Consider the following 23287-nt stretch of genomic DNA (forward strand, 5'->3'; position numbering starts at 1 on the left):
TTTCTTCTGGATGCCCGCAATGGAGCTGTCGGGCAACTGGAGCGTTTCAGTGGACCTGGGACAGTAGGTCTGGAATTGTCACCAGCTAGCGTGCACCGTGGCTGTGCTCTTCTTTAAATATATTGCCTTTTCAACCCAAGGGTTCAGCGAGGTATAGCTGGCCTTTGCGCGTGTTGGGCGAAGCAACGAAGTAAGTTTTTCTGATTTTAAACAATATGGTAGGGGTGTGGTCCGAAAATCGCGTATTGGCTGAAATCAGTCAGGGGCAAGCATATATCCGGCGCCGCGTACCGTTTGCAGGTATTGTGGTTGCTTTGGGTTTGGTTCGATTTTGCGACGCAGTCGGGTGATCTGAACATCCACCGCGCGTTCCTGTGCTTGACCCCTGTCACGACCCAGATCTTCGACCAGTTTGGCACGGCTGACGGCTTCGCCTGGGCAGGTTGAAAAGATTTTCATCAGCTGACTTTCGGTGCCGGTTAGCCGAATAAGCTGGTCGCCCTGCCACATTTCACCACGGTCGATATCATACCGGATCGGTCCCAAATGCAGGACTTTGGGCGCTGCCTCCTGCGCTGAAGTTTCTGGCATACGGCGCAGAATTGCGTTGATTCGGAGTAACAGTTCCTTGGGTTCAAATGGCTTGGCCAGATAGTCATCAGCCCCAGCCTCTAGCCCTGTAATGCGGTGTTCGGTTTCACCACGGGCCGTTAACAGCATGATTGGAGTGCTGAGAGTCTCGCGTAGGCTGGTGGTCAGCGATATCCCGTCTTCGCCCGGCATCATGACATCCATCACGATCAGATCAAATTCTAAACCGTCCAGTACCCTACGGGCGTGGGCAGCATCCCGGGCAGAAGTCACCAGAAAACCGGCCCGAACTAGAAACTTCTTAAGCAGGTCACGGATCCGCTCATCGTCATCTACAATCAACAGATGGGCGTCAAAACCACTCATGAGCCTGCGTCCCGCATTTTGGCATAGGCGCGCCGCATGTCCGAATCCATCATGGCCTCCAACACTCTTTTGAAGCCGTGCACCGCTTCGGGTCCCGCATCCTTGAATGCGGCTCGCATCCGTGCGCGCTGGGCATCAGATAGGGTCGCCTCCAGTGCGTGGCCTGCGTCCGTCAGGAACAGATGCCGCTCGCGCTTGTCGATAGTGCCGACGCGGCTCTCGACCAGGCCATCACCGATCAATGTACGGAGCACCCGATTCAAAGACTGCTTCGTCACGCCTAGAATGGTGAGAAGGTTATTCACGGTGGTTCCGGGAGCGCGATTGATGAAGTGGATGGCGCGGTGATGGGCGCGACCGTAGGCCATTTCCGTCAGGATGCGGTCAGGGTCAGCCGTAAAGCCGCGATAGGCAAAGAACATTGCCTCAATCCCCTGCCTGAGTTGTTCGTCAGTGAGGAATAGCAGGCTTTCACCGCCAAAACTCTGACTTGAACGTCCATCCGACATAACGCGCCCCCATCTTTCAATCGTGCCCAGTTTAAGTCAGCGTTATTGACATTCCAAGAGCGAAGAGGTATCGAATCTCAGTTTTGGCGCAATAATATGTCCTTTTCGGCCCTAATTGACGCAACAAACGAAAAGATGACGATGCTTAGGAGGAAACAGCATGTCGGGATATGATGATCGGGATGGTGTTATCTGGATGGATGGCGAAATGGTTGATTGGCGCGATGCACAGGTGCATGTGCTGTCTCATGCCATGCACTATGCCTCTTCAGTTTTTGAGGGTGAGCGCGCCTATAACGGCAAGATTTTCAAAAGCCGCCTACACTCGGAGCGCCTGATCAAGTCGGCTGAAGCGTTGGATATGCCGATGCAATATTCGGTAGACGATATCGAAGCAGCCAAGGAAGAGGCGCTAAAAGCCAGTGGGCTGCAGGACGCATACGTTCGCGCATTGGTATGGCGTGGCTCGGGCGAGGACATGGGGGTCGCTTCGGCCAAGAACCCGGTGCGTATGGCAATCGCGGTTTGGGGTTGGGGTGCCTATTATGGCGACGCTAAAATGCAAGGCGCCAAGTTGGACATCGCAGAGTACCAACGGCCCAGTCCTGCAACCATCCCTGTGCATGCCAAGGCCGCTGGCCTTTACATGATTTGTACGATCTCCAAGCACAAGGCCGAGGCCAAAGGCTGCTCTGATGCGTTGTTCATGGATTACCGCGGCTACGTGGCCGAAGCGACCGGCGCAAATATTTTCTTCGTGAAAGACGGTGAAGTACACACACCGCTGCCGGATTGTTTTTTGAACGGTATCACCCGCCAGACTGTGGTTGGAATGCTCAAGGAGCGTGGCATCACTGTGCACGAACGTCATATCATGCCCGAAGAAATGGCTGGATTTGAACAGTGCTGGTTGACCGGAACTGCTGCCGAAGTAACCCCGGTAGGGCAGATAGGCGACTATACGTTTGAGGTTGGAGAAATGACCCGCGAGATTGCAGAAGCCTATGAGGCGCTGGTACGGGCCTAATACTTTGTAAAATCAAGTTTCACGACGGGCGCCAACAAGGCGCCCGTTTTGTTTTCCGTTAATATACATCGCCTCTTTGTGACAGTAGCCAGTTCACGACAGTTTTCCGTGCTGGGTTTGGTGCTTTTCTGCGAGGCCAGACAACATAAAAACCAGCGTCTTTTATGGCAGGGGTAAGCCAGACTTGTTGCAGCGAGGGATTGCCCAGAAAAATCTGTGGTACCAGTGCGATCCCCAGACCGTTCATCGCAGCATCCATCGCAAGTGCAGTTTGGTTGAACTGTAATAAGCGTTTTTGCGTAGTTAGCCCGGCGTTTCGTAACAATTGATCCCAGTAATGGTGCCCATCCTGGATGAGCGTGTGCTTGGTTAGACTTTCCAACGTGGGCGTATCTTTCAACGTTAGAGCCACATTTTTGCTTGTAACGGCAACCATATCCAGGGGCGACAAGCATTCAGATTGCAGATCCAGATCACTGGGGCGCGGACCCAACCGGATCGCCAGATCAATGCCGTCATGCTTGAAATCACTCAGAGCCTCCTCGGCCAGAATTCGCAGTTCAATGCCCGGATGCGTTGCCTCAAAGTCGGGCAAACGTGGAACCAGCCATTTGGCGGCAAAAGATGGCGGCACAGACAGTGTTACCTTTTGCTCGGCAGGGACAAGGCTATTGGTTGCGTCCTCAATCAGCGCCAGCGCTTGGCGCACTGGGTTATGATATCTGCGGCCAGTATCGGTTAGTGATAATCCACGCGCCTGCCGCAAGAACAGCTTGTGCCCAAGCTCCGTTTCCAACCGACGTACCTGTTGCGCCACTGCGCCCTGTGTCAAATTCAGTTCTTCCGCGGCCAAGCGAAAATTCAGATGCCGGGCGGCGGCATCAAACATCCGCAGAGAGTTTAAGTTAGGAGGTCGCATTTGAATTGAGCCAATAGTTTTCCTACAGGCTTGCGCGATGAGAGATGATTGGTCAAGTGCGCTGATTGGCCCCATCTTACTTATAACAGATAGGAGCAAGATATGACCAAAGTAGCACTGATTACGGCTGGTGGCAGCGGTATGGGCGCCGATGCAGCACGGCATTTGGCAGCAAATGGGTATCAGGTGGCGATTCTCTCTGCCTCTGGCAAAGGGGAGTCGCTGGCGAACGAGCTTGGCGGCGTAGGCGTCACCGGATCAAACCTTGAAACAGCCGATCTTCAGGCCCTGGTGGACCTAGCGATGCACCGTTGGGGGCGGATTGATGTGTTGATCAATTCTGCGGGCCACGGACCCAAGGGGGATATCATGGATATCAGTGACGACGACTGGCATTTGGGCATGGATTACTACTTGCTGAACGTAGTCCGCCCCAGCCGTTTGGTGGCTCCAATCATGGCAGCGCAGGGCAGTGGTTCGATCATAAACATATCGACGTTTGCGGTGTTTGAGCCTGACCCGCTGTTCCCGACATCGGGTGTATTCCGGGCTGGACTCGCCAGCTTTACAAAATTGTTTGCAGATAAGTTCGCCGCTCAAGGCGTGCGAATGAACAATGTGCTACCCGGTTTTATCGACAGCCTTCCTGAAACTGAGGATCGCAAGGCCCGCATTCCAATGGGGCGGTATGGTACTGCACGCGAAATCTCGGCTCTGATTGCCTATCTGGCCTCTGATGGTGCGGCCTATACCACAGGCCAGAATATTCGTATTGACGGCGGGCTAACCCGATCAGTGTAATCCAAAAAGGAGCAGCGTCGTATTGGGTGCTGTTCCGACCTAAAACCCCTTATTAGAGCCTGCTAACCGCCCTTGGGGTCGATCATCGGGCGGGCTTTGCCGCGCGCCACTCCTAGGCGGCTCTCGCGCCAGATCACCACTGCATTGCCAGCGATGACTAATGTTGCGCCAGCCAGCATCACCAGCGTGGGCAGCTCGGCGAACCAGACATAGCCTATGACGATAGCAAACAACATCGAGGCGTAATCATAAGGCGCCAGCATTGATGCGGCGGCAAAGCGGTAGGATGATGTCACCATAATCTGCGCCACCCCACCGATAAATCCGCTGGCGATCAGCATCAAAAGAATATCCCAGCTTGGCACCTGCCAGCCAAAAGGAAGGGTCAGAAGCGACAAGCCTGTGGCAGTGATCGAAAAATAAAAAACGATGGCAGCCGTGTGTTCGGTTTGAACCAGTTGCCGGATGTGGATCTGCACCATGGCGCGCGCAATGGTGGCAATCAGGATCAAAATGGCACCAAGTGTGGCGGCGTCACCGATATCTGCTCCACCACTTAATCGGGGCCAGATCATTATCATCACCCCAGCCAAACCAACGACAACGGCACTGATACGGATCAGGCGTATAGTCTCTCCGAGAAAGATAGCCGCTAGAATCAGAGTGAAAATTGGTGTCGCAAATCCGATGGCAGTGACCTCGGGCAGGGGTAACATACCCAGGCCTGTAAAGGTCAAACCCATCGCAGATGTCCCAAGCACCCCTCGCCAAACATGGCCCATTGGGTTTTTAGCGATCAAACCGTGGCGTAGTTCGCCGCGCATCATCAGCCAAATCACTATTATCGGGACTGCAAACAGGGAGCGAAAGAACACCGCTTCGCCGGCAGGGACATGGTCAGCAGTGGCTTTGATGATCGCCGCCATGGTGGTGAACAGCCCAATTGCTGTGACTTTTAGTCCAACCGCGAGCAACGGTCGATGCGATGTTAACGATTTTACCATGGCGGCGACCCTGCGCTCCGACGAGGCAAAGATCAATGGGTTGATTTGGACGCCGTGCTGGTGCTGGTACATAAAGGTGCGCTGTGATGAACTACGCCAGTCCCCTAATTCATCAGCTGTGCTGACCGTTGCAGGGGGGGGCAGAGTGAATTTTGCTGGTAGCAGTGATACCATCGGCTTGGCACGTTACCTGCCTGGGGTGAGAAAATTATAGGTATAGCGCAAAAGAAAACCCTGCGCGAAGATCACGCAGGGTTGTTTGACTAAGCAACACGGGGCGTTTTAGTGCTGATGGGCTTCCAAATGAGCCTCTTCCGAGCGCCATTCCTTTATTGCTTGGCCAAGGATCTGGAAGGCAGAGCTGAGGAACAAGCCCGCCATGATCCCGGCAACGATCAGATCCGGCCAGCCCGAGGCAGTGCCCCAAACCCCAAGAGCCGCGATCATCACAGCGACGTTGCCAATGGCATCGTTACGAGAACACAACCAAACTGATCGCACATTGGCGTCGCCGTCTTTGTAGCGGGCCAAGATCGCAACTGAGGCCAAATTGGCAGCCAACGCCATAAAACCGATCGATCCCATGATCTGTGCCTGCGGGACACCGATGTAAAACACTGAGTATACGGTTGACCCAAACACCCAGAGCCCCATCAGCAATAGGCTGATGCCTTTACCCAGCGCCGCCAATGAGCGGGTGCGTAAGGTGGCGCCGATCACCGCCAGAGAAATGCCATAAGTGAGTGCATCACCAAGAAAATCCAGCGCATCTGCCTTAAGGGCCTGACTGCCGGACATTTGCCCAGCACTCATTTCCACGCCAAACATGCCGGCGTTGATGGCGATCACTAGCCAAAGTCGCCGTTTGTAGTCTGCCGACACCCCGTCAAACTGGGCGTTGTGGTTGCAGCATCCTGCCATTGTCTCTTGTCCTTCGTTCTGATTCGAGGTCAATGTAGTTGCTCTAGCCACTAGAGCTTCAAGAGGTATTTTGATGTACACCATCGGCGCAATGTCCAAGGCCACCGGGGTCAAGGTTCCGACCATCCGATACTACGAAGAGATAGGCCTGCTGGACGAGCCGGGGCGCAATGCGGGTAACCAGCGGCGCTTTGATCAGGCGGGCATGGACGCGCTGGGCTTTATCAAGCATGCGCGTGATTTGGGGTTCAGCTTGGACGACATCCGCGCCCTAATGGGGCTGGACGGGCAACTGGGGGATGACTGTGTCGAGGCTGATCAGATCGCACGTAGCCAGTTAGAAAACGTCCGCGAACGGATCGCCAAGTTAGAACAGCTGGCAAGAGAGCTGGAACGGATCAGCCATCTGTGTGATGGCGGCAACGGGGGGTGTTGCAAAGTGCTGACGGCGCTGGGCGACCACAGCCAATGTGCCGGGGATCACGGCTAAACAGTCGAAATCCCCTTATTAGAGCCTTAGCTCAGCCAACTTTGCCCTGATTTTCACCAATTTGTCCGCGATGCAGCAGCAATTGGTCCAGGATCACACAGGCCATCATTGCCTCACCCACTGGTACGGCGCGGATGCCAACACAGGGGTCATGACGGCCCTTGGTGATTACCTCGGCCGGAGAGCCATCCTTGCGTATAGAGGCACGTGGGGTCAGGATGGATGAAGTTGGTTTCACCGCAAAGCGCACCACCACGTCCTGGCCACTGGAAATCCCACCCAGAATACCGCCAGCGTGGTTGGACGAATAAACTGGTGCGCCATCATTTCCACGGAAAATCTCGTCGGCGTTTTCTGAGCCTTTGAGTCGCGCAGCATTCATGCCTTCGCCGATTTCAACACCTTTGACGGCGTTGATCGACATCATCGCCGAAGCCAATTCAGTGTCTAACTTGGCATAAATAGGCGCGCCGATGCCTGCGGGCACGCCACGCGCCACAACCTCAACCACGGCACCAACCGAGTCATGCTCTTTGCGTAGGCCCTGCAGATAGTCTTCCCACCGCTGAACGGCATCTGCATCGGGGATCCAGAAATCATTCTGGTCGATGGCGTCCCAGTCGAACTTGGAGCGGTCAATGTCCAGCTCGCCCATGGCGACCATGTAACCTTTGATCTCCAGATCGGGGGCCAGCATCTTGATGGCCTCACGAGCAACACCTCCCGCCGCCACACGGGCAGCGGTTTCGCGGGCCGAGGACCGGCCGCCCCCACGATAGTCGCGGTTGCCATATTTTTGGTAGTAGGTGATGTCGGCGTGACCGGGGCGGAAGGTTTGGGCGATATCGCCATAGTCCTTGGAGCGCTGGTCGGTGTTTTCGATCATCAGCTGGATCGGCGTGCCGGTGGTTTGGCCCTCGAACACCCCCGACAGGATTTTCACCGCATCCGGTTCGTTGCGCTGGGTCATGTTTTTGTTCTGACCCGGGCGACGTTTGTCCAGCCACTGCTGCAACATCGCCTCATCCAACGGAACATTGGGTGGGCAGCCATCCACGGTTGCGCCCAGCGCAGGCCCATGGCTCTCGCCCCAGGTGGTGACACGGAAAAGATGACCAAAGCTATTCATTGACATGGGGCGAGCTCCTTTGCCGGATGTGCTTAGCGGTGTGGCGGCTGGCTCTCAAGGGGTTTTGCACATCTGGGGGGGTGGGGCTCTGCCCCCGCCGTCGTTGACGGCTCCCCCGGGATATTTATGGCTAGATGAAGGGCGGATCATTCCAGTTTTCCAAAGTCGTAGCGCCTGATCCGGGATGTGACTTGTCTTTGGCTGGGCGCGGGCATAGGTATCGGCTCACCTCGGGGTGCGTGGGACACTGCGCTGAGATGCCATCATTGGCGGACCCGTTGAACCTGAACCGGCTAACACCGGCGGAGGGAAGGTCTGGGACAACATCCCCCTTGCCCGTCGCCGCAATGGAGGATGCCATGAAGTATCTTGTGATTGCAGCGGGACTGTTGAGCACGACGGCGGCTTATGCCGACGCACCTGAACTGACCGTTTATACCTATGACAGTTTTGTTTCCGACTGGGGCCCCGGCCCGGCAGTGGAGAAAGCCTTTGAAGAGATCTGCGGTTGTGACCTGAAACTGATCGGCGCAGGTGACGGTGCCGCATTGCTGGCACGCATCAAGCTGGAAGGCGAACGCTCGGACGCGGATGTTGTGTTGGGTCTGGACACCAACCTGACCGCCGCCGCCAAGGCTACCGGTCTGTTTGCCGATCATTCGGTCACTGCCGACTACGCGTTGCCTGTGACTTGGACAGACGCAACCTTTGCGCCTTACGACTGGGGCTATTTCTCGTTTGTGCACAATGCCGATGCAGCGGCTCCAGCCAACTTCAAAGAGCTGGCCGCCAGCGACAAGAAGATCGTGATCCAGGATCCTCGCTCGTCCACCCCCGGTTTGGGCCTGCTGATGTGGGTCAAGGCGGCATATGGCGACGAAGCCCCGGCAATCTGGGCTGATCTGGCCGACAACGTTGTCACAGTGACCAAGGGCTGGTCTGAGGCTTACGGCATGTTCCTCGAAGGTGAGGCTGACATGGTGCTGTCTTATACGACTTCGCCAGCCTACCACCTGATTGCCGAAGAAGATTCTTCGAAAGCAGCAGCCTTGTTCGACGAAGGTCACTACATGCAGGTCGAAGTTGCCGGTAAACTGGCCGCTAGTGACCAGCCCGAGTTGGCCGATCAGTTCCTGGCCTTCATGGTGTCGGATGCGTTCCAGTCGATCATTCCAACCACCAACTGGATGTACCCTGCTGTAACACCTGCTGACGGTCTGCCAGCTGGGTTTGAAACTCTGGTCGAGCCGGGCAAATCCCTGTTGCTGACCGAAGATGAGGCAGCAGCTGTTCGCGATGCAGCTCTGGACGAATGGCTGACTGCGCTCAGCCAGTAAGCGCTCGAGCTGGGATCGGCGCTGCCCTTGTTGTGGCGGCGCTGATCTTTGGCACGCTTGCCGCTGTTGTCCTGCGTGCTGAACCTGGCCGGGGGCTTGGCGCCAGTGACTGGGCGGCACTGCGGTTTACCCTGATACAGGCTTGCCTGTCTGCCGGGCTGAGTGTGGCGCTGGCTGTTCCGGTGGCACGTGCCTTGGCGCGACGGCGGTTCATTGGCCGTCGGCTGCTGATCGCCCTGCTGGGCGCGCCCTTTATTCTACCCGTTATTGTTGCGATTCTGGGACTGCTGCAGGTCTTTGGCCGGGCAGGGTGGATTAGTGATGGCTTGGCCCTGGTTGGGCTGGAACCGGTGCAGATCTATGGATTGCATGGTGTGGTATTAGCGCATGTGTTTTTTAACTTACCCCTGGCAACGCGGCTGATCTTGCAGGGCTGGCAGGAAACTCCTGCCGAACGCTTCCGGTTGGCGGCGCAATTGGGCGCCGATGCGCGGGCTATGCGACAGTTGCTAGAGTATCCGATGCTGCGCCGCGTTGTGCCCGGCGCCTTGGCGGTGGTCTTTGCCATTTGCCTGTCCAGCTTTGCTGTGGCGCTGACCTTGGGCGGCGGTCCCCGTGCCACCACCATCGAGTTGGCGATTTATCAGGCATTTCGTTTTGACTTTGACCTTGGTCGCGCGGCGATGTTGTCGGGGTTGCAATTGGTCCTGACGGGCGCGGCGGCTCTGGTTGCCGCCAAGGTTGCGGTGGGTGAGGGGTTCGGAACCGGGTTGGACCGCCCTCTGCAGCGCTGGGATGGCAATTCGACCACCTCGCGGATCATGGATGGCTTCTGGATTATTCTAGCAGCCGCCTTTTTGCTTTTGCCACTGGCGGCCATTGCTCTGTCCGGCGTGCCCGGTCTGGTTGGCCTCAAGGCATCGGTTTGGGTGGCGGCGCTCAACTCGATTTTGGTGGCCACGCTCAGCACAGTGTTGATGCTGATTCTGGCCGTGCCGATGGCGACAGCAGTGGCACTGGGGCGCGGTACCATGATCGAGGTTGCCGGTATTCTGGGCCTTGCCGCCTCGCCGCTGGTGATCGGCACCGGGTTGTTCATCGTGATCTACCCCATCGCCGATCCCTTTGCCCTGGCACTGCCAGTGACGGCGCTGGTCAATGCGGTGATGGCACTGCCTTTTGCTCTGCGAATACTAGTGCCCCGCGCCAAATCTGTGGTGGGCCGCTATGGCCGTCTGTCGATGTCGCTGGATGTGAGAGGTTGGCCCTTTGTGCGGCGGGTGTTGTTGCCCCGGATGCGGGCGCAGATTGGCTTTTCCGCAGGGCTGGCGGCGGCGCTGTCGATGGGGGATTTGGGCGTAGTGGCCCTGTTTGCCGATCCCGAATTTGCCACCTTGCCGTTGCAGGTTTATCGCCTGATGGGGGCCTACCGGATGGAGTCTGCAGCTGGGGCCGCGCTGCTTTTGCTGGCTCTGTCGATGTCGGCGTTTTGGATTTTGGATCGCGGAGGCCGCTGGCATGCTGAGGCTTGAGGATTGTCTGATTGAAAACGGCGGGTTTTCTTTGCACGCAGACCTGGAGATTGTTCCAGGTAGCCGGATTGCCGTTATCGGGCCATCGGGGGCAGGGAAGTCCACCCTGATCGAGGCCTTAGCCGGGTTTCGATCGCTCTCCAAAGGTACGGTTCGTTGGAATGGCGACGATTTGACAAAGGTCGAGCCAGGCAAACGACCCATTGCGATGCTGTTTCAAGACGGCAACCTGTTCCCGCATCTGACCGTGGCGCAGAATGTCGGGTTGGGCATTCACCCCAATCTGCGTTTGGATAGCGCGCAGCAAGCAAAGGTGCAGGCGGCACTAGCACGTGTTGGGCTCGACGATATGGAAGATCGCAAACCCGCCGCTCTGTCTGGCGGACAACAAAGCCGGGTGGCGCTGGCACGGGTGTTGGTGCAGGGGCGCGATCTGTTGCTGCTAGATGAACCCTTTGCCGCGCTGGGGCCGGCGCTTAAGGCGGAAATGCTGGATCTGGTGGCCGAACTGGTTGCCGAAAGTGGTGCAACCCTGTTGATGGTTAGCCATGACCCCAATGATGCCCGCCGGATTGCAGATCAGGTTGTGTTGGTGGCCGATAGTCAGGCACATCCCCCAATGGAAACTGCGGCCCTGCTTGATAACCCGCCACCAGCGTTGAAGGCATATCTAGGGTAGCAGGGGTTGAAGCTGAATCGGCAAAAGTTGCTCGCGGTGAGCGTTCGCCCGGGTGGGTGCGGAACGCGCCCGCCGTGGGGCGGGCGGACGCGTGCTCGCCGCTGGCGCGACGAGCGAAATTAAGCGGCTTTTGCCACTGCATTGCGTGTCTTGCCGATCATCAGCGCGGCATTGGCTGCTTCGCGCCCTTTTTCGACAAAATGCTCGCGGTAGATGGCGTTGTGATGGTCAGTTTCCTGATACTGGTGCGGTGTCAGGGACACTGACAGCACTGGTACTCCGGTATCCATTCCGGCCCGCATCAACCCGTCAACCACGGCCTGAGCTACAAAATCATGCCGGTAAATCCCGCCATCAACGACAAAGGCGGCACAGGCCACAGCTGCGTACTCACCTGTTGCGGCCAGATCCTTGGCCAGCAGTGGCATCTCAAACGCGCCGGGCACGTCATAGACATCAACCTGTTCGGCTGGGATCAGCTGCAAGAAACCTTCGAGTGCGCGATCGACAATATCGGCGTGCCATTGTGCCTTGATAAAGGCATATCGGGTGTGTGTCATGGTTATCTCCTTTGGTACAGACACGTCACCCAAGGCGATAACGAACGATAGGGCGCACCAATGGCGCTCCCTTTCGCACGTTCTCTTCCATCCGGACTATGACCGTCGGCTCTGGAATCACACCAGATCTGCTGACACCCCTAACGATAGGGCCGCTCGCGGGCTTACAGGATGAACCTGCTTACCGCCGGTGGGGAATTTCACCCCGCCCTGAGAACAAGCGCAATTTGGCAAGGGCAGGTGTGGTTTGCAAGGGGGGCATTAGGAAATAAGCATCCACATCGCAACAAGCGCCAACATGCCGCCAAACAGCATATTCAGCCTTCGGGCGCTGTCTGGCGATCGGAAATGGCTGGCAATTTGGTCTCCGATCAGGGTCCAGACCGTAAATGCGATAAAGTTATTCAGGGTGAAGACAGTGGTGATTACCAAGGTCAGTATCAAACGGTTATCGTTGGACGACGTCAGGAACTGTGAAAACATCAGTGCAATGATGACATAGGCCTTAGGGTTTAACAGCAGCAACACCACCCCATCAATAAATGAAGCCGGTCGGGCAGTCTCATCTCCTTGTAGCATACCTGATCGGAGCAGTTTCCAAGCCAACCAAAATACATACGCTGATCCCACCCATTTTAGAGCGATGAAAATCTGTGGAAAGAGGTCAAGTGTGGTGACAAAGCCCAGACCAATGGCCGCGGTCACCAGCCATGTTGCTAGATGGTATCCAAAATTTGCACGCAAGGTTGCCAACAACCCAAACCGAGCGCCATTGGCAGCAAAGAACATGTTGCCAGGGCCGGGGCTGTAAGCCAACGGAAACAAAAAAACAGCAAGGGTAACGAGTGTTTGGGACATGAACATGATCCTGTTGAGACAGGAGCTTACTATCAGTTGGAGCTTGAGCGGTTCGACCCGGATCCTGCGGAATGGGTGTTGATTGTCGCTTGCCATTGGTCAGGAGGTTTTCAAGAGTGGGCGCAAAAGGAGAGATCAATGCATCCCAACCCGATGTTTCACGATGCTGAAACTGAGCAGAATTTGAATTTTGCGCGTTCCCGTGGTTTTGGCGTTTTGGCGATTTCGTGCGATGGTGCTCCGTTGATCAGCCATGTACCATTCTTGCTGTCACAAGATGGTCAATGGGCAGAACTACACTTGGTGCGTTCAAACCCCATCGTAAAGATGTTGAAAAACGCCTGCCCAGCACGAATCGCCGTAAGTGGGCCTGATGGCTATGTCTCACCCGATTGGTATGGGGTTGAGGATCAGGTGCCGACCTGGAATTATGTAGCTGTGCATTTGACAGGGGATCTGGAGTTGCGTCCGGCGGATGAACTGCGCGACCTGTTGGATCGACAATCCGCATTTTACGAGGCCCACCTGCTGCCAAAACCGCCTTGGTCTACAACTAAGATGGCTCCCGAAACATTAGAGCGGATCATGAGGATGATTGTACCAGCGCGGATGCGAATCAGAGATGTGGATGGCACTTGGAAATTAAGTCAGAATAAGTCGATTGATGCGCGTGAGGCTGTAGCGGAGCACATCAAGGATGGGCTTGGCTCCGAATTAGAGACGTTGGCCGTGTTGATGCAGGGCTGAATGGCGCAGAACTAGCGTCACCTGACGACGTCGCTACAGCTTTTGCGAATAACAAGGAAACAACAGTATGAAACTTAGGGATAAAGTGGTCGTTGTAACCGGTGGTAGCGACGGCATTGGCAGGCATATCTGTCTAAAACTGGCTTCCGAAGGTTGTAGAATTGCCATTCTTGGACGCAATAGCGCCCGGCTGGATCAGGTCGTTGCGGAATCGCTAGATTTAGGCGCAGCAGAGGCACGCGCATATTCTGTGGATTTTATGGATGCTCATGCGCTCGCACACACTGCGCATCTCATCGAAAGCGATTTTGGCGGCGTTGATATTTTGATCAATAACGCAGGAGTATGGCATAAGGCAGGGCCACTGGATTCCATTGATGCCGACATGTTGGTGACGACAGTTCAGACCAATCTGATCGCTTTGATGCAGCTAACCAGGCATGTTCTACCCTCATTACGGGCTCGAGACGAAGCCGCAATTCTCAACGTAGCATCCAAATCTGGCGTCGTCGCACAGGCGGGACAGTCGGTTTATTCAGCTACCAAATATGGTGTGCGTGGCTTTACTGACGTGCTGAAGGAAGATGAAGCCGAAAGTGGTGTCCGGGTTGCCGGGTTGTATCAGAGCGGCACCAATACAGGGATGTTTGCCAAAGCTGGTGAAGATGTTCCCAACCATATTTTTACCGAACCCGAAGATTTGGCTGATGTGGTTGTGTTTATGTTGTCTCGGCCTGCCAAGTTATGGATGCACGACGTACGCGTCGAGCTTTAGTCAGCTCAAATCATCTTCCCTTTGCCTGCCAGTTACCTACTGTGCGGGCAAAGAGGAGAACGATATGAAGCTTATTTACGCCCCAACATCACCATTCGTCCGCAAAGTTATGGTGCTGCTGCATGAAACAGACCAGCTCGATGATGTGGACATCCAATCGGTGGCCACCACACCGCTGGCAACAGCGGATGAGGTGAAATCTGCCAATCCACTTGGGAAAATTCCCGCGCTGCAACGAGATGACGGACCCACATTATATGACAGTCGGGTGATTTGCGCCTATCTGGATGACCGTGCAAAAAGCGGTTTGTATGCGGGTGGTTGGGATAGCAGGGTGCTTGAAGCGACCGCAGACGGAATTATGGATGCAGCTGTTTCTGCCACCTATGAGCGACGGATGCGTCCCGAAGAAAAACAATGGGACGATTGGGAAACAGCGCAGTTGGGTAAGGTGGTCGGTGGCTGCGCCGCGTTGAATGCGCGCTGGATGAGCCACCTAAAGGGGCCGTTCGATATAGGCCACATCGCGGTTGGTTGTGCGTTGGGCTATGTTGATTTTCGACACCCTGACAGCAATTGGCGCCAAGGCAATGAGGCACTGGCGGATTGGTTCAAAGGGTTCGAATCACGTCCCAGCATGTTGGCAACGCAACCTCCAGCCGGATAGCGCAGAGCCTTGAATGACGGGCCGCGCACCCAATATCTATGTAGCTTTGCGACCGCTGCCTGTCAGAAACATGTCTATGCGGCCTTTTGCGCGTCTATGATAGCTGGACGTAAGCCATTCTCATCGGTACATACCCGCCTGAGCCACCACGAATTTTCGCGGTGCATGCGCATGTTTGCCCGAAACGGGCGCTGGAATTGGAGAAAACCTCGTGTCCCACGCAGAAGACAACGAAGGCACCCGGAGAGACTTCCTCTATTACGCCACCGGTGGCGCTGGGGTCGTCGCTACAGGGGCGGCCGTTTGGCCGCTGGTAAATCAAATGAATCCCTCGGCCGACGTTCAGGCCCTGTCGTCTATCATCGTCGACATCAGCGGTGTCGAAGTTGGTACGCAGCTGCGTGTGATGTTCCTGGGTAAACCAGTGTTCATCCGTCGCCGCAGCCAGAGTGAAATCGACGAAGCCCGTGCTGTTGAGCTGAGCGATTTGCCGGATCAGCTGGACCGGAACGCCAACAAGCCTGGCTTGGATGCGTCCGATGAAAACCGCACAATGGATGATGCCGGTGAATGGCTGGTCATGATGGGTGTGTGTACGCACCTTGGCTGTGTGCCTCTCGGTGATGGTGCTGGCGATTTCAATGGCTGGTTCTGTCCTTGCCACGGGTCGCACTACGACACCGCTGGCCGCATCCGTAAAGGTCCCGCGCCCGAGAACCTTCCGGTTCCTGTGGCCGTGTTCCTCGACGAAACAACGATCAAACTGGGATAAGGAAACCATTTATGTCCGGAATTCCGCACGATCATTACGAACCCAAAACTGGTGGTGAAAAGTGGCTGCACAGCCGCCTGCCAATTGTTGGGTTGCTGTATGACACAATCATGATCCCCACTCCTAAGAACCTCAACTGGTGGTGGATCTGGGGCATTGTACTGGCGTTCTGCCTGGTACTGCAAATTATCACAGGTATCGTTCTGGCGATGCACTACACACCGCATGTTGACCTGGCCTTTGCCAGTGTTGAACACATCATGCGTGACGTGAACGGCGGCTATATGCTGCGTTACGTGCACATGAATGGCGCCTCGTTGTTCTTTGTCGCTGTCTATATCCACATCTTCCGCGGGTTGTTCTATGGCTCGTATAAGGCCCCTCGTGAAATCACCTGGATCGTCGGTATGCTGATCTTCCTGATGATGATGGGTGCCGGCTTTATGGGCTATGTCTTGCCTTGGGGTCAGATGTCGTTCTGGGGTGCAACCGTGATCACCGGCCTGTTTGGCGCGATTCCCTTTATCGGTGAAGCGCTGCAGACTTGGCTGCTGGGCGGACCTGCAGTTGGCAACGCCACACTGAACCGCTTCTTCTCGCTGCACTATCTGCTGCCATTCATCATTGCTGCATTGGTTATCGTGCACATCTGGGCCTTCCACACCACTGGCAACAACAACCCAACTGGTGTTGATGTTCGCAAAGGGTCGAAAGAAGAAGCCAAGAAAGACACGCTGCCATTCTGGCCCTATTTCGTCATCAAAGACGTGTTTGCGCTGGTTGTTGTGTTGGTCGTGTTCTGGGCGATTGTTGGCTTTATGCCAAACTACCTTGGTCACCCTGATAACTACATCGAAGCAAATCCGCTGGTGACACCTGCACACATCGTTCCTGAATGGTACTTCCTGCCGTTCTATGCGATCCTGCGGGCTTTCACCGCCGAAGTTTGGGTTGTTCAGTTCACCTCGTTCATCACTGGTGGCATCATCGATGCCAAGTTCTTTGGTGTGATGGCGATGTTTGGTGCGATCGCTGTGATGGCTCTGGTGCCTTGGCTGGACACATCCCGCGTACGTTCGGGCACTTACCGTCCGATGTTCAAATGGTGGTTCTACCTGCTGATCGTCGATTTCTTTGCCCTGATGTGGCTGGGTGCGATGCCTGCTGAAGAACCTTATGCGAGCTTCTCACTGATCGCTTCTGCTTACTGGTTTGGGTACTTCCTGGTGATCCTGCCGCTGTTGGGTGTCATCGAAAAACCAACTGCCATTCCTGCGACCATCGAAGAAGATTTTGATGCGCATTATGGCAAGGCGTCTGACGCCAAAGCTGCCGAATAAGAAAAGGGACCGGAAACTATGTTGAAGAAACTTGTAATCGGTGCCGCTCTTGCTCTGACTCCTGTTGCCGCAATGGCAGCAGGGGGCGGCGACCAGCACATCGAGGATTTTGCGTTCTCGTTCGAAGGTCCGTTTGGCACCTACGACCAAAACCAGCTGCAACGCGGCTTGCAGATCTACACTGAGGTTTGTGCAGCCTGTCACGGGCTGAAGTTTGTCCCTATCCGCACATTGTCGGATGAGGGCGGACCACACATGCCAGAAGATCAGGTGCGCGCCTACGCAGCTGAATACTTCTCGGTTTATGATTCCGTAGAAGATGAAGATCGTCCGGCAACTCCGGTGGACAATTTCCCAGCGAATACGAATGCTGGTGCACCTGATTTGAGCCTGATGGCCAAAGCGCGAGCAGGTTTCCACGGTCCTTATGGATCGGGTATGAACCAGTTGTTCAAGGGCATGGGCGGTGCTGAGTACATTGCATCATTGCTAGACGGCTATACTGGTGAAGAGAAAGAGGAAGCAGGGACTACCCTGTATGAAAACACCGCTTTCCCTGGTGGCTGGATTTCGATGGCACCACCACTGTCGGACGAACTCGTTGAGTTCAGTGACGGTCATGCTAACGACGTACGCGCTATGTCTCAGGACGTTGCGGCCTTCCTGATGTGGACGGCTGAGCCCAAGATGATGGCGCGCCAGCAGGCTGGTTTTGTTGGTGTGCTGATCCTGACCATCCTGTCGGTTCTGCTGTACCTGACCAACAAGCGCATCTGGGCGCCGGTCAAGGGCCGCAAAGACAGCTAAACGCTGGTTGGATAGAAAATCAAAAACCCCCGTGCATCTGCGCGGGGGTTTTTCTTTGTGGTGCAGTACAACGGGGGCCAGCCCCCAGCGCTGTGCGCTTCCCCCGGAGTATTTTTTAGCAAAAAGAAACCACTTAGATTTGCTCAGGCCGTCAGCTGGTTGCCGTCAATCCCAGTGATCAACGCCGAGACAATCTGCCCTTCGGCTTGGGGGGTGGCAAACGTCACTTCGGTAAACTGCTCGGTGCGGCCCATATGTGGGTTTTCCATCAGGATGTGATGGGTTTTGTTTAACTGTGCTTGCAAGTGACGCTGGACCTGTGCGTCGCCCGCAGTACGCAGACGGGCGGCGCGATCCTTGATGACGTTGCCATTGATCTGGCTGGGGATCTTGGCCGCCGGCGTGCCGGTCCGTTTGGAATAGGGGAACACATGCAGCCAAGTTAGGTCGCATTCGGTGATCAGTTTCAGCGAGTTTTCAAAATGCGCTTCGGTCTCTGTTGGAAAGCCGGCAATGATATCGGCACCAAAGGTCATGTCGGGGCGCAGTTTCTGGGCCTCTTCGGCGAACCGGATGGCATCGTCGCGCAGGTGGCGGCGCTTCATCCGTTTCAGGATCAGATCATCGCCATGCTGCAGCGACAGGTGTAGATGTGGCATCAGGCGCGGTTCGGTGGCGATGGCCATCATCAGGTTCTCGTCCACCTCGATCGAATCGATGGAAGAGATCCGCAAACGGGGCAGGTCGGGCACCAACCTCAGGATCCGCATCACCAGATCACCCAGCTTGGGCGCCGCAGGCAGGTCAGCCCCCCAGGAGGTCAGATCAACCCCGGTCAGCACCACCTCGTTATAGCCGCGATCGACCAATCGTTTGATTTGATCCACTACCACTCCGGCTGGTACTGAACGTGAATTACCACGGCCATAGGGGATGATGCAAAATGTACAACGATGGTCGCAGCCATTTTGAACCTGAACATAGGCGCGGCTGCGGGTGCCAAAGCCGTCAATCAGATGGCCAGCGGTTTCCGTGACTGACATGATGTCGTCGACCTGCACTGCTTCGCTTTCGCCGATAAAATCCGCTGCCATGCCGGTCCAGGTTTCGGGCTGCATCTTCTCGGTGTTGCCGATAACCGCGTCAACCTCATCCATTTTGGTAAAGGTCTCAGGTTCGGTCTGTGCCGCGCAGCCGGTAACGATCAACCGGGCGTCTGGGTTTTCGCGACGCAGTTTGCGAATCTCCTGCCGGGCCTTGCGCACGGCCTCGGCCGTGACCGCGCATGTGTTGACGACCACAGCGTTTTCCAGCCCTGCCTGTTGCGACAGCTCTTTCATGGCCTCGGTTTCATAAGCATTCAATCGGCAGCCGAGAGTGGTGAATTTGGGAACGCTCATGTCAGGCTAGCCAGAAATTCAGAGGTGAAAACACCGTTAGCCACATGCATTGTGTTGCCGGTCATCCAGACACCATCCTCGCGCCAGTCGATCCACAGGGTGCCGCCATCCAGATCAATCTGCACTTTGCGACTGGTTAGTCCACGTCGGGCCGCAGCAACGGCAGTTGCACAGGAGGACGAGCCGGAGGCCAGCGTAATGCCTACGCCCCGCTCCCAGACCCGCATACGTAAGTGGTTGGGGGCGATCAGTTGAGCCACCTGCACATTGGTGCGTTCCGGATACAAAGGGTGATGTTCCAAACGGCCACCAAATTCCTCTAACCGGACCTGCTCGGCATCCTCGACAAAAAAGGTGCAGTGCGGATTACCCATGCCGGTTGCCGTCGGAGCACCCTCGATTGGTAGTTCCAATGTGTCCATCTCTTCGGCCAGCGGGACTTCATTCCACAGCAACTGCGGATGCCCCATATTAACCGAAGTTAGCCCGTGGCCTGCATCGCGCGCGAACAGATCACCTCGATCTGTGGTCAAGTGTAATTCGGCCTTGTCACATTCATCCATTAGCCACCGGGCTATGCAGCGAGTGGCATTGCCGCAGGCCGCAGAAGTCGATCCGTCGGCATTGTAAAAAGTAAGATGCGCGTCAGCAGCCCCATTTTCAATCACTGCCAGCTGATCAAAGCCCATCCCAAACTGGCGATGGGCGATTCCCCGTGCCAACGCAGGAGAAATTTCGACAGGATGGACGCGCGCATCAACAACGACGAAGTCGTTGCCCAGCCCATGCATCTTCATAAACGGCAATCCGGAGGAGGTTTTGGTGTTCATGTCGGCCATATAACCCTGCCCAAAGAATGAATCCACCCTTGGGTTAAGAAAGTTGAAAAAAGCTCTTGACCGTCTGCCAAGCTGGCCCTAGAGAGAGCGCCTATCGGGACGGTGAGAATGACAAGTTCAAACGGTCGCGAAGCAAATTAAGTTCTTGATCTTCTTCGATCATTCAGCTTAAAGAGCGACACAGCAACGATCTGATCGTTTCGAAAAAAGTGGGCCGTTAGCTCAGTTGGTAGAGCAACTGACTTTTAATCAGTAGGTCGTTGGTTCGAACCCAACACGGCTCACCACTTTTCCTCTATACGAATATCGCTAGATCTGGACGCACTCAGGAATACCGGAACGTTGCTTGTGGGAAGTATCACAAGAGCTAAACCCATGGTGTCGGCAGGCGATACATAGGATGGCAGGGGTGCTTTCGGATAAGGTCAATATGGGGCGTTGAGCAAATGTTCATAGGCCCCCAGTCAATTCGTCTCGAAAATATTTCATGTTATGAATGTTGGGATTGAGTTCCAGTGCTATGTAGCCCGTCACTTTTGCAAAGAACTCTAATGTTCCGATAGCTTGATAGATCATGCGAAGAGGCTTCTTGAGGATCCCAATTCAATTTTGTTAAATGCGGACTGCACCACAAGGTTCTTGTGCTTTCGGGACGCAAACAGCGAGAAAGTCTAAATGGATAGTTTTTTACGTCTCAGCGTGTGCATTCCTGCATACTCCATGGGTGGGATGGGTGCGCAGTATTTGAAAACGTCATTGGATATCCTGGGGCAGCAGGAGTTCCGTGATTTCGAAGTGGTTGTTGCTGATCAGTCGGATGACAATAGTATAGCTGAGCTCTGTCTGAGCTATGAAAATATGTCTGTTCGACATCTGGATACAAGGCACCTGAAACGACAAGGGTCTGCCAATACCAATGCAGCGATTGAAGCCGCACAGGGCGAAATCATTAAAGTCCTATTTCAAGATGATTTCTTGAACGGAAATGATGCGCTTACGAAGATCGCTGGAGCCTTTGACGACCCGGAGGTTCATTGGATCGTGACGGGATCGGAGCACACCCGCGATGGTCAAACTTTGATCCGTCCATTTGTTCCGCATTTTCACAGCCGTATCCAATTTGGAAAGAATACAATAAGCAGCCCCTCGGTGCTCGCCTTGCGTCGCGCGCATGCGCCCAAATTCGATGAGGTGCTGATTTGGCTGATGGATGTAGATTATTACAAGCAGTGTTCGCTCTGTTTTGGGCTACCAAAGGTGTTGCTTGAGCCTTTGGTCGTGAACAGACAGCACTCTGGCCAAGTCAGCGCAAGCGTCAGTCGAGCGCTTGTTCGTCGGGAGTTGCGCTATGTCCGCCAAAAGTATGCGGCGCATATGAGTTGGGGCGATTGGTGGCACTATATTGGTCGACTACGAAGAACGTTTCTTTAGTTACCATCGACTTCTAACGTAGAATGGCACGAGACTAGGGGGCAATTCTTTGATATGGCGTTAGCATAGTCAAATTGACTGTTTTCCGAAAGATTCGAACGTTCATCAAAGACGGGTAGCCCACTAAATGTCGCAGAAATTACTGATAGTCGGAGCAGGTGAGTTTGCTGATATTGCTTATGAGTATTTTACTGTAGATAGCTCGTACACCGTCGTGGGATTTGCTGTAGAAAAAGAATATTTCGATGAAACTGAGAAGTTCGGGCTCCCAGTCGTTGTCTTCGAGGATGCCGAAAGACACTTTGATCCAGCTACGACTGAAGCGCATGTAGCAATTACCTCGACGCAACTTAACAGAGTAAGAGAACGCCTAATTAAATCGACCCGGGACAAGGGTTACACGTTGGCGAACTTCATAAGCCCGCGCGCAATGGTGTGGCGCACAGCGAAGTTGGGTTCAAATGTTTTCATTTTCGAAAATAATGTAGTGCAGCACGGTGTTAAAATTGGAGATGGGTGTGTTCTCTGGTCAGGAAATCATATCGGACATCAGACGGAGATCGGCGATAACTGTTTCGTTTCATCCCATGCGGTGATTTCTGGCTATTGCAGGATCGGTGAACGCAGCTTTTTGGGCGTGAACTGCACGTTTGCGGATAATGTGACGATCGGAGCTGACAGCTTTGTTGGCATGGCTGCTGCCGTCAACAAATCCTTCGAAGAACCTGGATTGATATTGAATGGCAATCCCGCTACGCCATCGCGGGTCTCTTCCTATCGTTATTTTAAACTGAAGCCGTCGGCATGACGTGGCGCAAGCAAGGACTGGTTTACTGTCCTGACGGGACTTCTTCCTGGGCGCGGCATTCCTTCATGACGCCTACTCCCTGGCTCCGGGACGGTAACACGATTCGATTGTTTGGCGGCTCGCGAGATGAACAGGGCGTCAGCCGGATTGGCTGGGTGGATGTGGACGCGGCAGACCCCAAGCACATCAAGGCAATATCTTCCGAACCAGTTCTGGATGTCGGCGCGCCTGGCATGTTTGACGACAATGGCGTGATCATGGGCGATGTTCTGGAGGTATCGAAAGACGAACTCCGGCTATATTATGTAGGCTTTCAATTGGTTGAGAAGGCCAAGTTTCTTGCTTTTACGGGGGTCGCAATTAGTCATGACCGGGGCGACACTTTTAGACGTTACCAGCAAACCCCAATATTGGATCGTTGCCCCGAAGGTACAATAATTGGCGCGCTTCACTCCATTTCACGGATGCCGGGCGATGGGTATCGCGCGTGGATTGCTCGCGGTAGCGGGTGGCAAGAGCTTGAGGGAAGACAATATCCGAAGTATGATTGCTGGACACTGACCAGCACTGATGGGCTTAAGTTTGACGATGCCTCTGCCAAGCAAATTGTCACTCCTAATCAGGCAGAATACCGCATAGGTCGTCCGCGCGCCAACCAATTGGCAGACGGAACTTGGGAACTGCGAGTGACGTCGGACACATTAGCCAAACAGTATGAAAGCTTTCGGTTCACGTCTGCTGATGGGGTCACTTTTGCCCGGACCGATGCCGTAGAGTTACCGCGTGGGGATGACGGAAGCTGGGATAGTGACATGACTTGCTATCCAGCGCACATCGAAACGCAAACTGGAGCGCGCTACCTTTTTTACAATGGAAACGACATGGGGCGCACTGGCGTGGGTGTTGCGAAGTGGCATGGTCCATGACCTGTTTTGCAGAAATCAAACCCTTCTGTAGCAGCCATCTATGCCACTTTTG

25 protein-coding genes, 1 tRNA gene and 2 riboswitches are annotated in these 23287 nt (G+C 54.9%); of the genes, 16 read left to right on the top strand and 10 right to left on the bottom strand.

Going from position 1 to position 23287, the window contains the following annotated elements; all coding sequences use genetic code 11:
* Window positions 1-255 precede the first annotated feature (255 nt).
* Both FEE96_RS09545 and FEE96_RS09550 read right to left on the bottom strand, forming a co-directional pair.
* Entirely contained in the window at window positions 256-957 is a 702-nt protein-coding gene (locus FEE96_RS09545) for a response regulator (protein ID WP_138162806.1), read from the bottom strand.
* Entirely contained in the window at window positions 954-1466 is a 513-nt protein-coding gene (locus tag FEE96_RS09550) for a MarR family winged helix-turn-helix transcriptional regulator (protein ID WP_138162807.1), read from the bottom strand. The genes FEE96_RS09545 and FEE96_RS09550 overlap by 4 nt, the downstream gene beginning before the upstream one ends.
* A gap of 160 nt (window positions 1467-1626) precedes the next feature.
* Between FEE96_RS09550 and FEE96_RS09555 the strand changes: the two genes are divergently transcribed.
* Window positions 1627-2493 carry a branched-chain amino acid aminotransferase gene (locus FEE96_RS09555; protein WP_138162808.1) on the top strand — a complete coding sequence of 289 codons (867 nt, stop codon included), beginning with the start codon at window positions 1627-1629 and terminating at the stop codon, window positions 2491-2493.
* 58 nt (window positions 2494-2551) lie between these two features.
* Here the strand turns inward: FEE96_RS09555 and FEE96_RS09560 are convergent, their stop codons facing one another.
* The gene (locus FEE96_RS09560; RefSeq protein ID WP_212744755.1) at window positions 2552-3412 is read right to left on the bottom strand and encodes a LysR substrate-binding domain-containing protein; all 861 of its coding nucleotides are present in this window, start codon (window positions 3410-3412) and stop codon (window positions 2552-2554) included.
* 102 nt (window positions 3413-3514) lie between these two features.
* Here FEE96_RS09560 and FEE96_RS09565 point away from each other — a divergent pair, with 102 nt between their 5' ends.
* On the top strand, window positions 3515-4213 hold the full coding sequence (locus tag FEE96_RS09565) for an SDR family oxidoreductase (protein WP_138162809.1): 699 nt from the start codon (window positions 3515-3517) through the stop codon (window positions 4211-4213).
* A 62-nt stretch (window positions 4214-4275) separates the two neighbouring features.
* Here the strand turns inward: FEE96_RS09565 and FEE96_RS09570 are convergent, their stop codons facing one another.
* Together FEE96_RS09570 and FEE96_RS09575 are read right to left on the bottom strand one after the other, a co-directional pair.
* Window positions 4276-5217 carry a DMT family transporter gene (locus tag FEE96_RS09570; protein WP_138162810.1) on the bottom strand — a complete coding sequence of 314 codons (942 nt, stop codon included), beginning with the start codon at window positions 5215-5217 and terminating at the stop codon, window positions 4276-4278.
* Between the two features lie 282 nt (window positions 5218-5499).
* The gene (locus FEE96_RS09575) at window positions 5500-6138 is read right to left on the bottom strand and encodes a cation efflux transmembrane domain-containing protein (protein ID WP_138162811.1); all 639 of its coding nucleotides are present in this window, start codon (window positions 6136-6138) and stop codon (window positions 5500-5502) included.
* Window positions 6139-6211: 73 nt separating this feature from the next.
* Here FEE96_RS09575 and FEE96_RS09580 point away from each other — a divergent pair, with 73 nt between their 5' ends.
* Window positions 6212-6628 (top strand): MerR family transcriptional regulator, encoded by a 417-nt coding sequence (locus FEE96_RS09580; RefSeq protein ID WP_138162812.1) that lies wholly within the window; start codon window positions 6212-6214, stop codon window positions 6626-6628.
* A gap of 31 nt (window positions 6629-6659) precedes the next feature.
* On the opposite strand, the gene aroC is transcribed toward FEE96_RS09580, so the two are convergent.
* The gene (gene aroC, locus FEE96_RS09585) at window positions 6660-7763 is read right to left on the bottom strand and encodes a chorismate synthase (protein WP_138162813.1); all 1104 of its coding nucleotides are present in this window, start codon (window positions 7761-7763) and stop codon (window positions 6660-6662) included.
* Window positions 7764-7978: 215 nt separating this feature from the next.
* Window positions 7979-8085: riboswitch (TPP riboswitch) on the top strand.
* 31 nt (window positions 8086-8116) lie between these two features.
* Between aroC and thiB the strand changes: the two genes are divergently transcribed.
* The 3 genes from thiB to FEE96_RS09600 are packed head-to-tail and all read left to right on the top strand — an operon-like array spanning window position 8117 to window position 11305.
* The gene (gene thiB, locus FEE96_RS09590) at window positions 8117-9094 is read left to right on the top strand and encodes a thiamine ABC transporter substrate binding subunit (protein ID WP_138162814.1); all 978 of its coding nucleotides are present in this window, start codon (window positions 8117-8119) and stop codon (window positions 9092-9094) included.
* On the top strand, window positions 9070-10626 hold the full coding sequence (locus tag FEE96_RS09595; RefSeq protein WP_138162815.1) for a thiamine/thiamine pyrophosphate ABC transporter permease ThiP: 1557 nt from the start codon (window positions 9070-9072) through the stop codon (window positions 10624-10626). The genes thiB and FEE96_RS09595 overlap by 25 nt, the downstream gene beginning before the upstream one ends.
* Window positions 10613-11305 carry a thiamine ABC transporter ATP-binding protein gene (locus FEE96_RS09600; RefSeq protein WP_138162816.1) on the top strand — a complete coding sequence of 231 codons (693 nt, stop codon included), beginning with the start codon at window positions 10613-10615 and terminating at the stop codon, window positions 11303-11305. Before FEE96_RS09595 ends, FEE96_RS09600 begins: the two co-directional genes overlap by 14 nt.
* 119 nt (window positions 11306-11424) lie before the next feature.
* Here FEE96_RS09600 and FEE96_RS09605 read toward each other — a convergent pair whose 3' ends face one another.
* The gene (locus tag FEE96_RS09605) at window positions 11425-11865 is read right to left on the bottom strand and encodes a 6,7-dimethyl-8-ribityllumazine synthase (RefSeq protein WP_138162817.1); all 441 of its coding nucleotides are present in this window, start codon (window positions 11863-11865) and stop codon (window positions 11425-11427) included.
* A 75-nt stretch (window positions 11866-11940) separates the two neighbouring features.
* Window positions 11941-12087: riboswitch (FMN riboswitch) on the bottom strand.
* A 39-nt stretch (window positions 12088-12126) separates the two neighbouring features.
* The gene (locus tag FEE96_RS09610) at window positions 12127-12723 is read right to left on the bottom strand and encodes a LysE family translocator (RefSeq protein WP_138162818.1); all 597 of its coding nucleotides are present in this window, start codon (window positions 12721-12723) and stop codon (window positions 12127-12129) included.
* A gap of 138 nt (window positions 12724-12861) precedes the next feature.
* Between FEE96_RS09610 and FEE96_RS09615 the strand changes: the two genes are divergently transcribed.
* From FEE96_RS09615 to FEE96_RS09640, 6 genes are all read left to right on the top strand, one after another.
* Window positions 12862-13470: an FMN-binding negative transcriptional regulator gene (locus FEE96_RS09615; protein ID WP_138163017.1), complete on the top strand. Its 609-nt coding sequence runs from the start codon at window positions 12862-12864 to the stop codon at window positions 13468-13470.
* A 67-nt stretch (window positions 13471-13537) separates the two neighbouring features.
* Complete coding sequence (locus FEE96_RS09620; RefSeq protein WP_138162819.1) at window positions 13538-14245, top strand: SDR family NAD(P)-dependent oxidoreductase; 708 nt, start codon at window positions 13538-13540, stop codon at window positions 14243-14245.
* Window positions 14246-14309: 64 nt separating this feature from the next.
* Complete coding sequence (locus tag FEE96_RS09625; protein WP_138162820.1) at window positions 14310-14912, top strand: glutathione S-transferase; 603 nt, start codon at window positions 14310-14312, stop codon at window positions 14910-14912.
* Window positions 14913-15123: 211 nt separating this feature from the next.
* A complete protein-coding gene (petA, locus tag FEE96_RS09630) occupies window positions 15124-15684 on the top strand; it encodes a ubiquinol-cytochrome c reductase iron-sulfur subunit (protein WP_138162821.1) in 561 nt (186 codons plus the stop codon).
* A gap of 11 nt (window positions 15685-15695) precedes the next feature.
* Entirely contained in the window at window positions 15696-17024 is a 1329-nt protein-coding gene (gene petB, locus FEE96_RS09635) for a cytochrome b (RefSeq protein WP_138162822.1), read from the top strand.
* 18 nt (window positions 17025-17042) lie between these two features.
* The gene (locus tag FEE96_RS09640; RefSeq protein ID WP_138162823.1) at window positions 17043-17831 is read left to right on the top strand and encodes a cytochrome c1; all 789 of its coding nucleotides are present in this window, start codon (window positions 17043-17045) and stop codon (window positions 17829-17831) included.
* Between the two features lie 143 nt (window positions 17832-17974).
* On the opposite strand, the gene mtaB is transcribed toward FEE96_RS09640, so the two are convergent.
* Together mtaB and dapF are read right to left on the bottom strand one after the other, a co-directional pair.
* The gene (gene mtaB, locus FEE96_RS09645) at window positions 17975-19231 is read right to left on the bottom strand and encodes a tRNA (N(6)-L-threonylcarbamoyladenosine(37)-C(2))-methylthiotransferase MtaB (RefSeq protein WP_138162824.1); all 1257 of its coding nucleotides are present in this window, start codon (window positions 19229-19231) and stop codon (window positions 17975-17977) included.
* The gene (dapF, locus tag FEE96_RS09650) at window positions 19228-20061 is read right to left on the bottom strand and encodes a diaminopimelate epimerase (RefSeq protein WP_425467306.1); all 834 of its coding nucleotides are present in this window, start codon (window positions 20059-20061) and stop codon (window positions 19228-19230) included. Before dapF ends, mtaB begins: the two co-directional genes overlap by 4 nt.
* 220 nt (window positions 20062-20281) lie before the next feature.
* Here dapF and FEE96_RS09655 point away from each other — a divergent pair.
* From FEE96_RS09655 to FEE96_RS09670, 4 genes are all read left to right on the top strand, one after another.
* A tRNA-Lys gene (locus FEE96_RS09655) sits at window positions 20282-20357 on the top strand.
* A gap of 388 nt (window positions 20358-20745) precedes the next feature.
* Window positions 20746-21501 carry a glycosyltransferase family 2 protein gene (locus tag FEE96_RS09660; RefSeq protein WP_138162826.1) on the top strand — a complete coding sequence of 252 codons (756 nt, stop codon included), beginning with the start codon at window positions 20746-20748 and terminating at the stop codon, window positions 21499-21501.
* A gap of 127 nt (window positions 21502-21628) precedes the next feature.
* The gene (locus tag FEE96_RS09665) at window positions 21629-22309 is read left to right on the top strand and encodes an acetyltransferase (RefSeq protein WP_138162827.1); all 681 of its coding nucleotides are present in this window, start codon (window positions 21629-21631) and stop codon (window positions 22307-22309) included.
* Window positions 22310-22374: 65 nt separating this feature from the next.
* Window positions 22375-23235, top strand: a complete 861-nt coding sequence (locus FEE96_RS09670; protein WP_246079383.1) for a hypothetical protein — start codon at window positions 22375-22377, stop codon at window positions 23233-23235.
* The last annotated feature ends 52 nt before the right edge of the window (window positions 23236-23287 follow it).

Origin of the sequence: Parasedimentitalea maritima, assembly GCF_005771405.1 — a bacterium.
GTDB classification, from domain to species: domain Bacteria; phylum Pseudomonadota; class Alphaproteobacteria; order Rhodobacterales; family Rhodobacteraceae; genus Parasedimentitalea; species Parasedimentitalea maritima.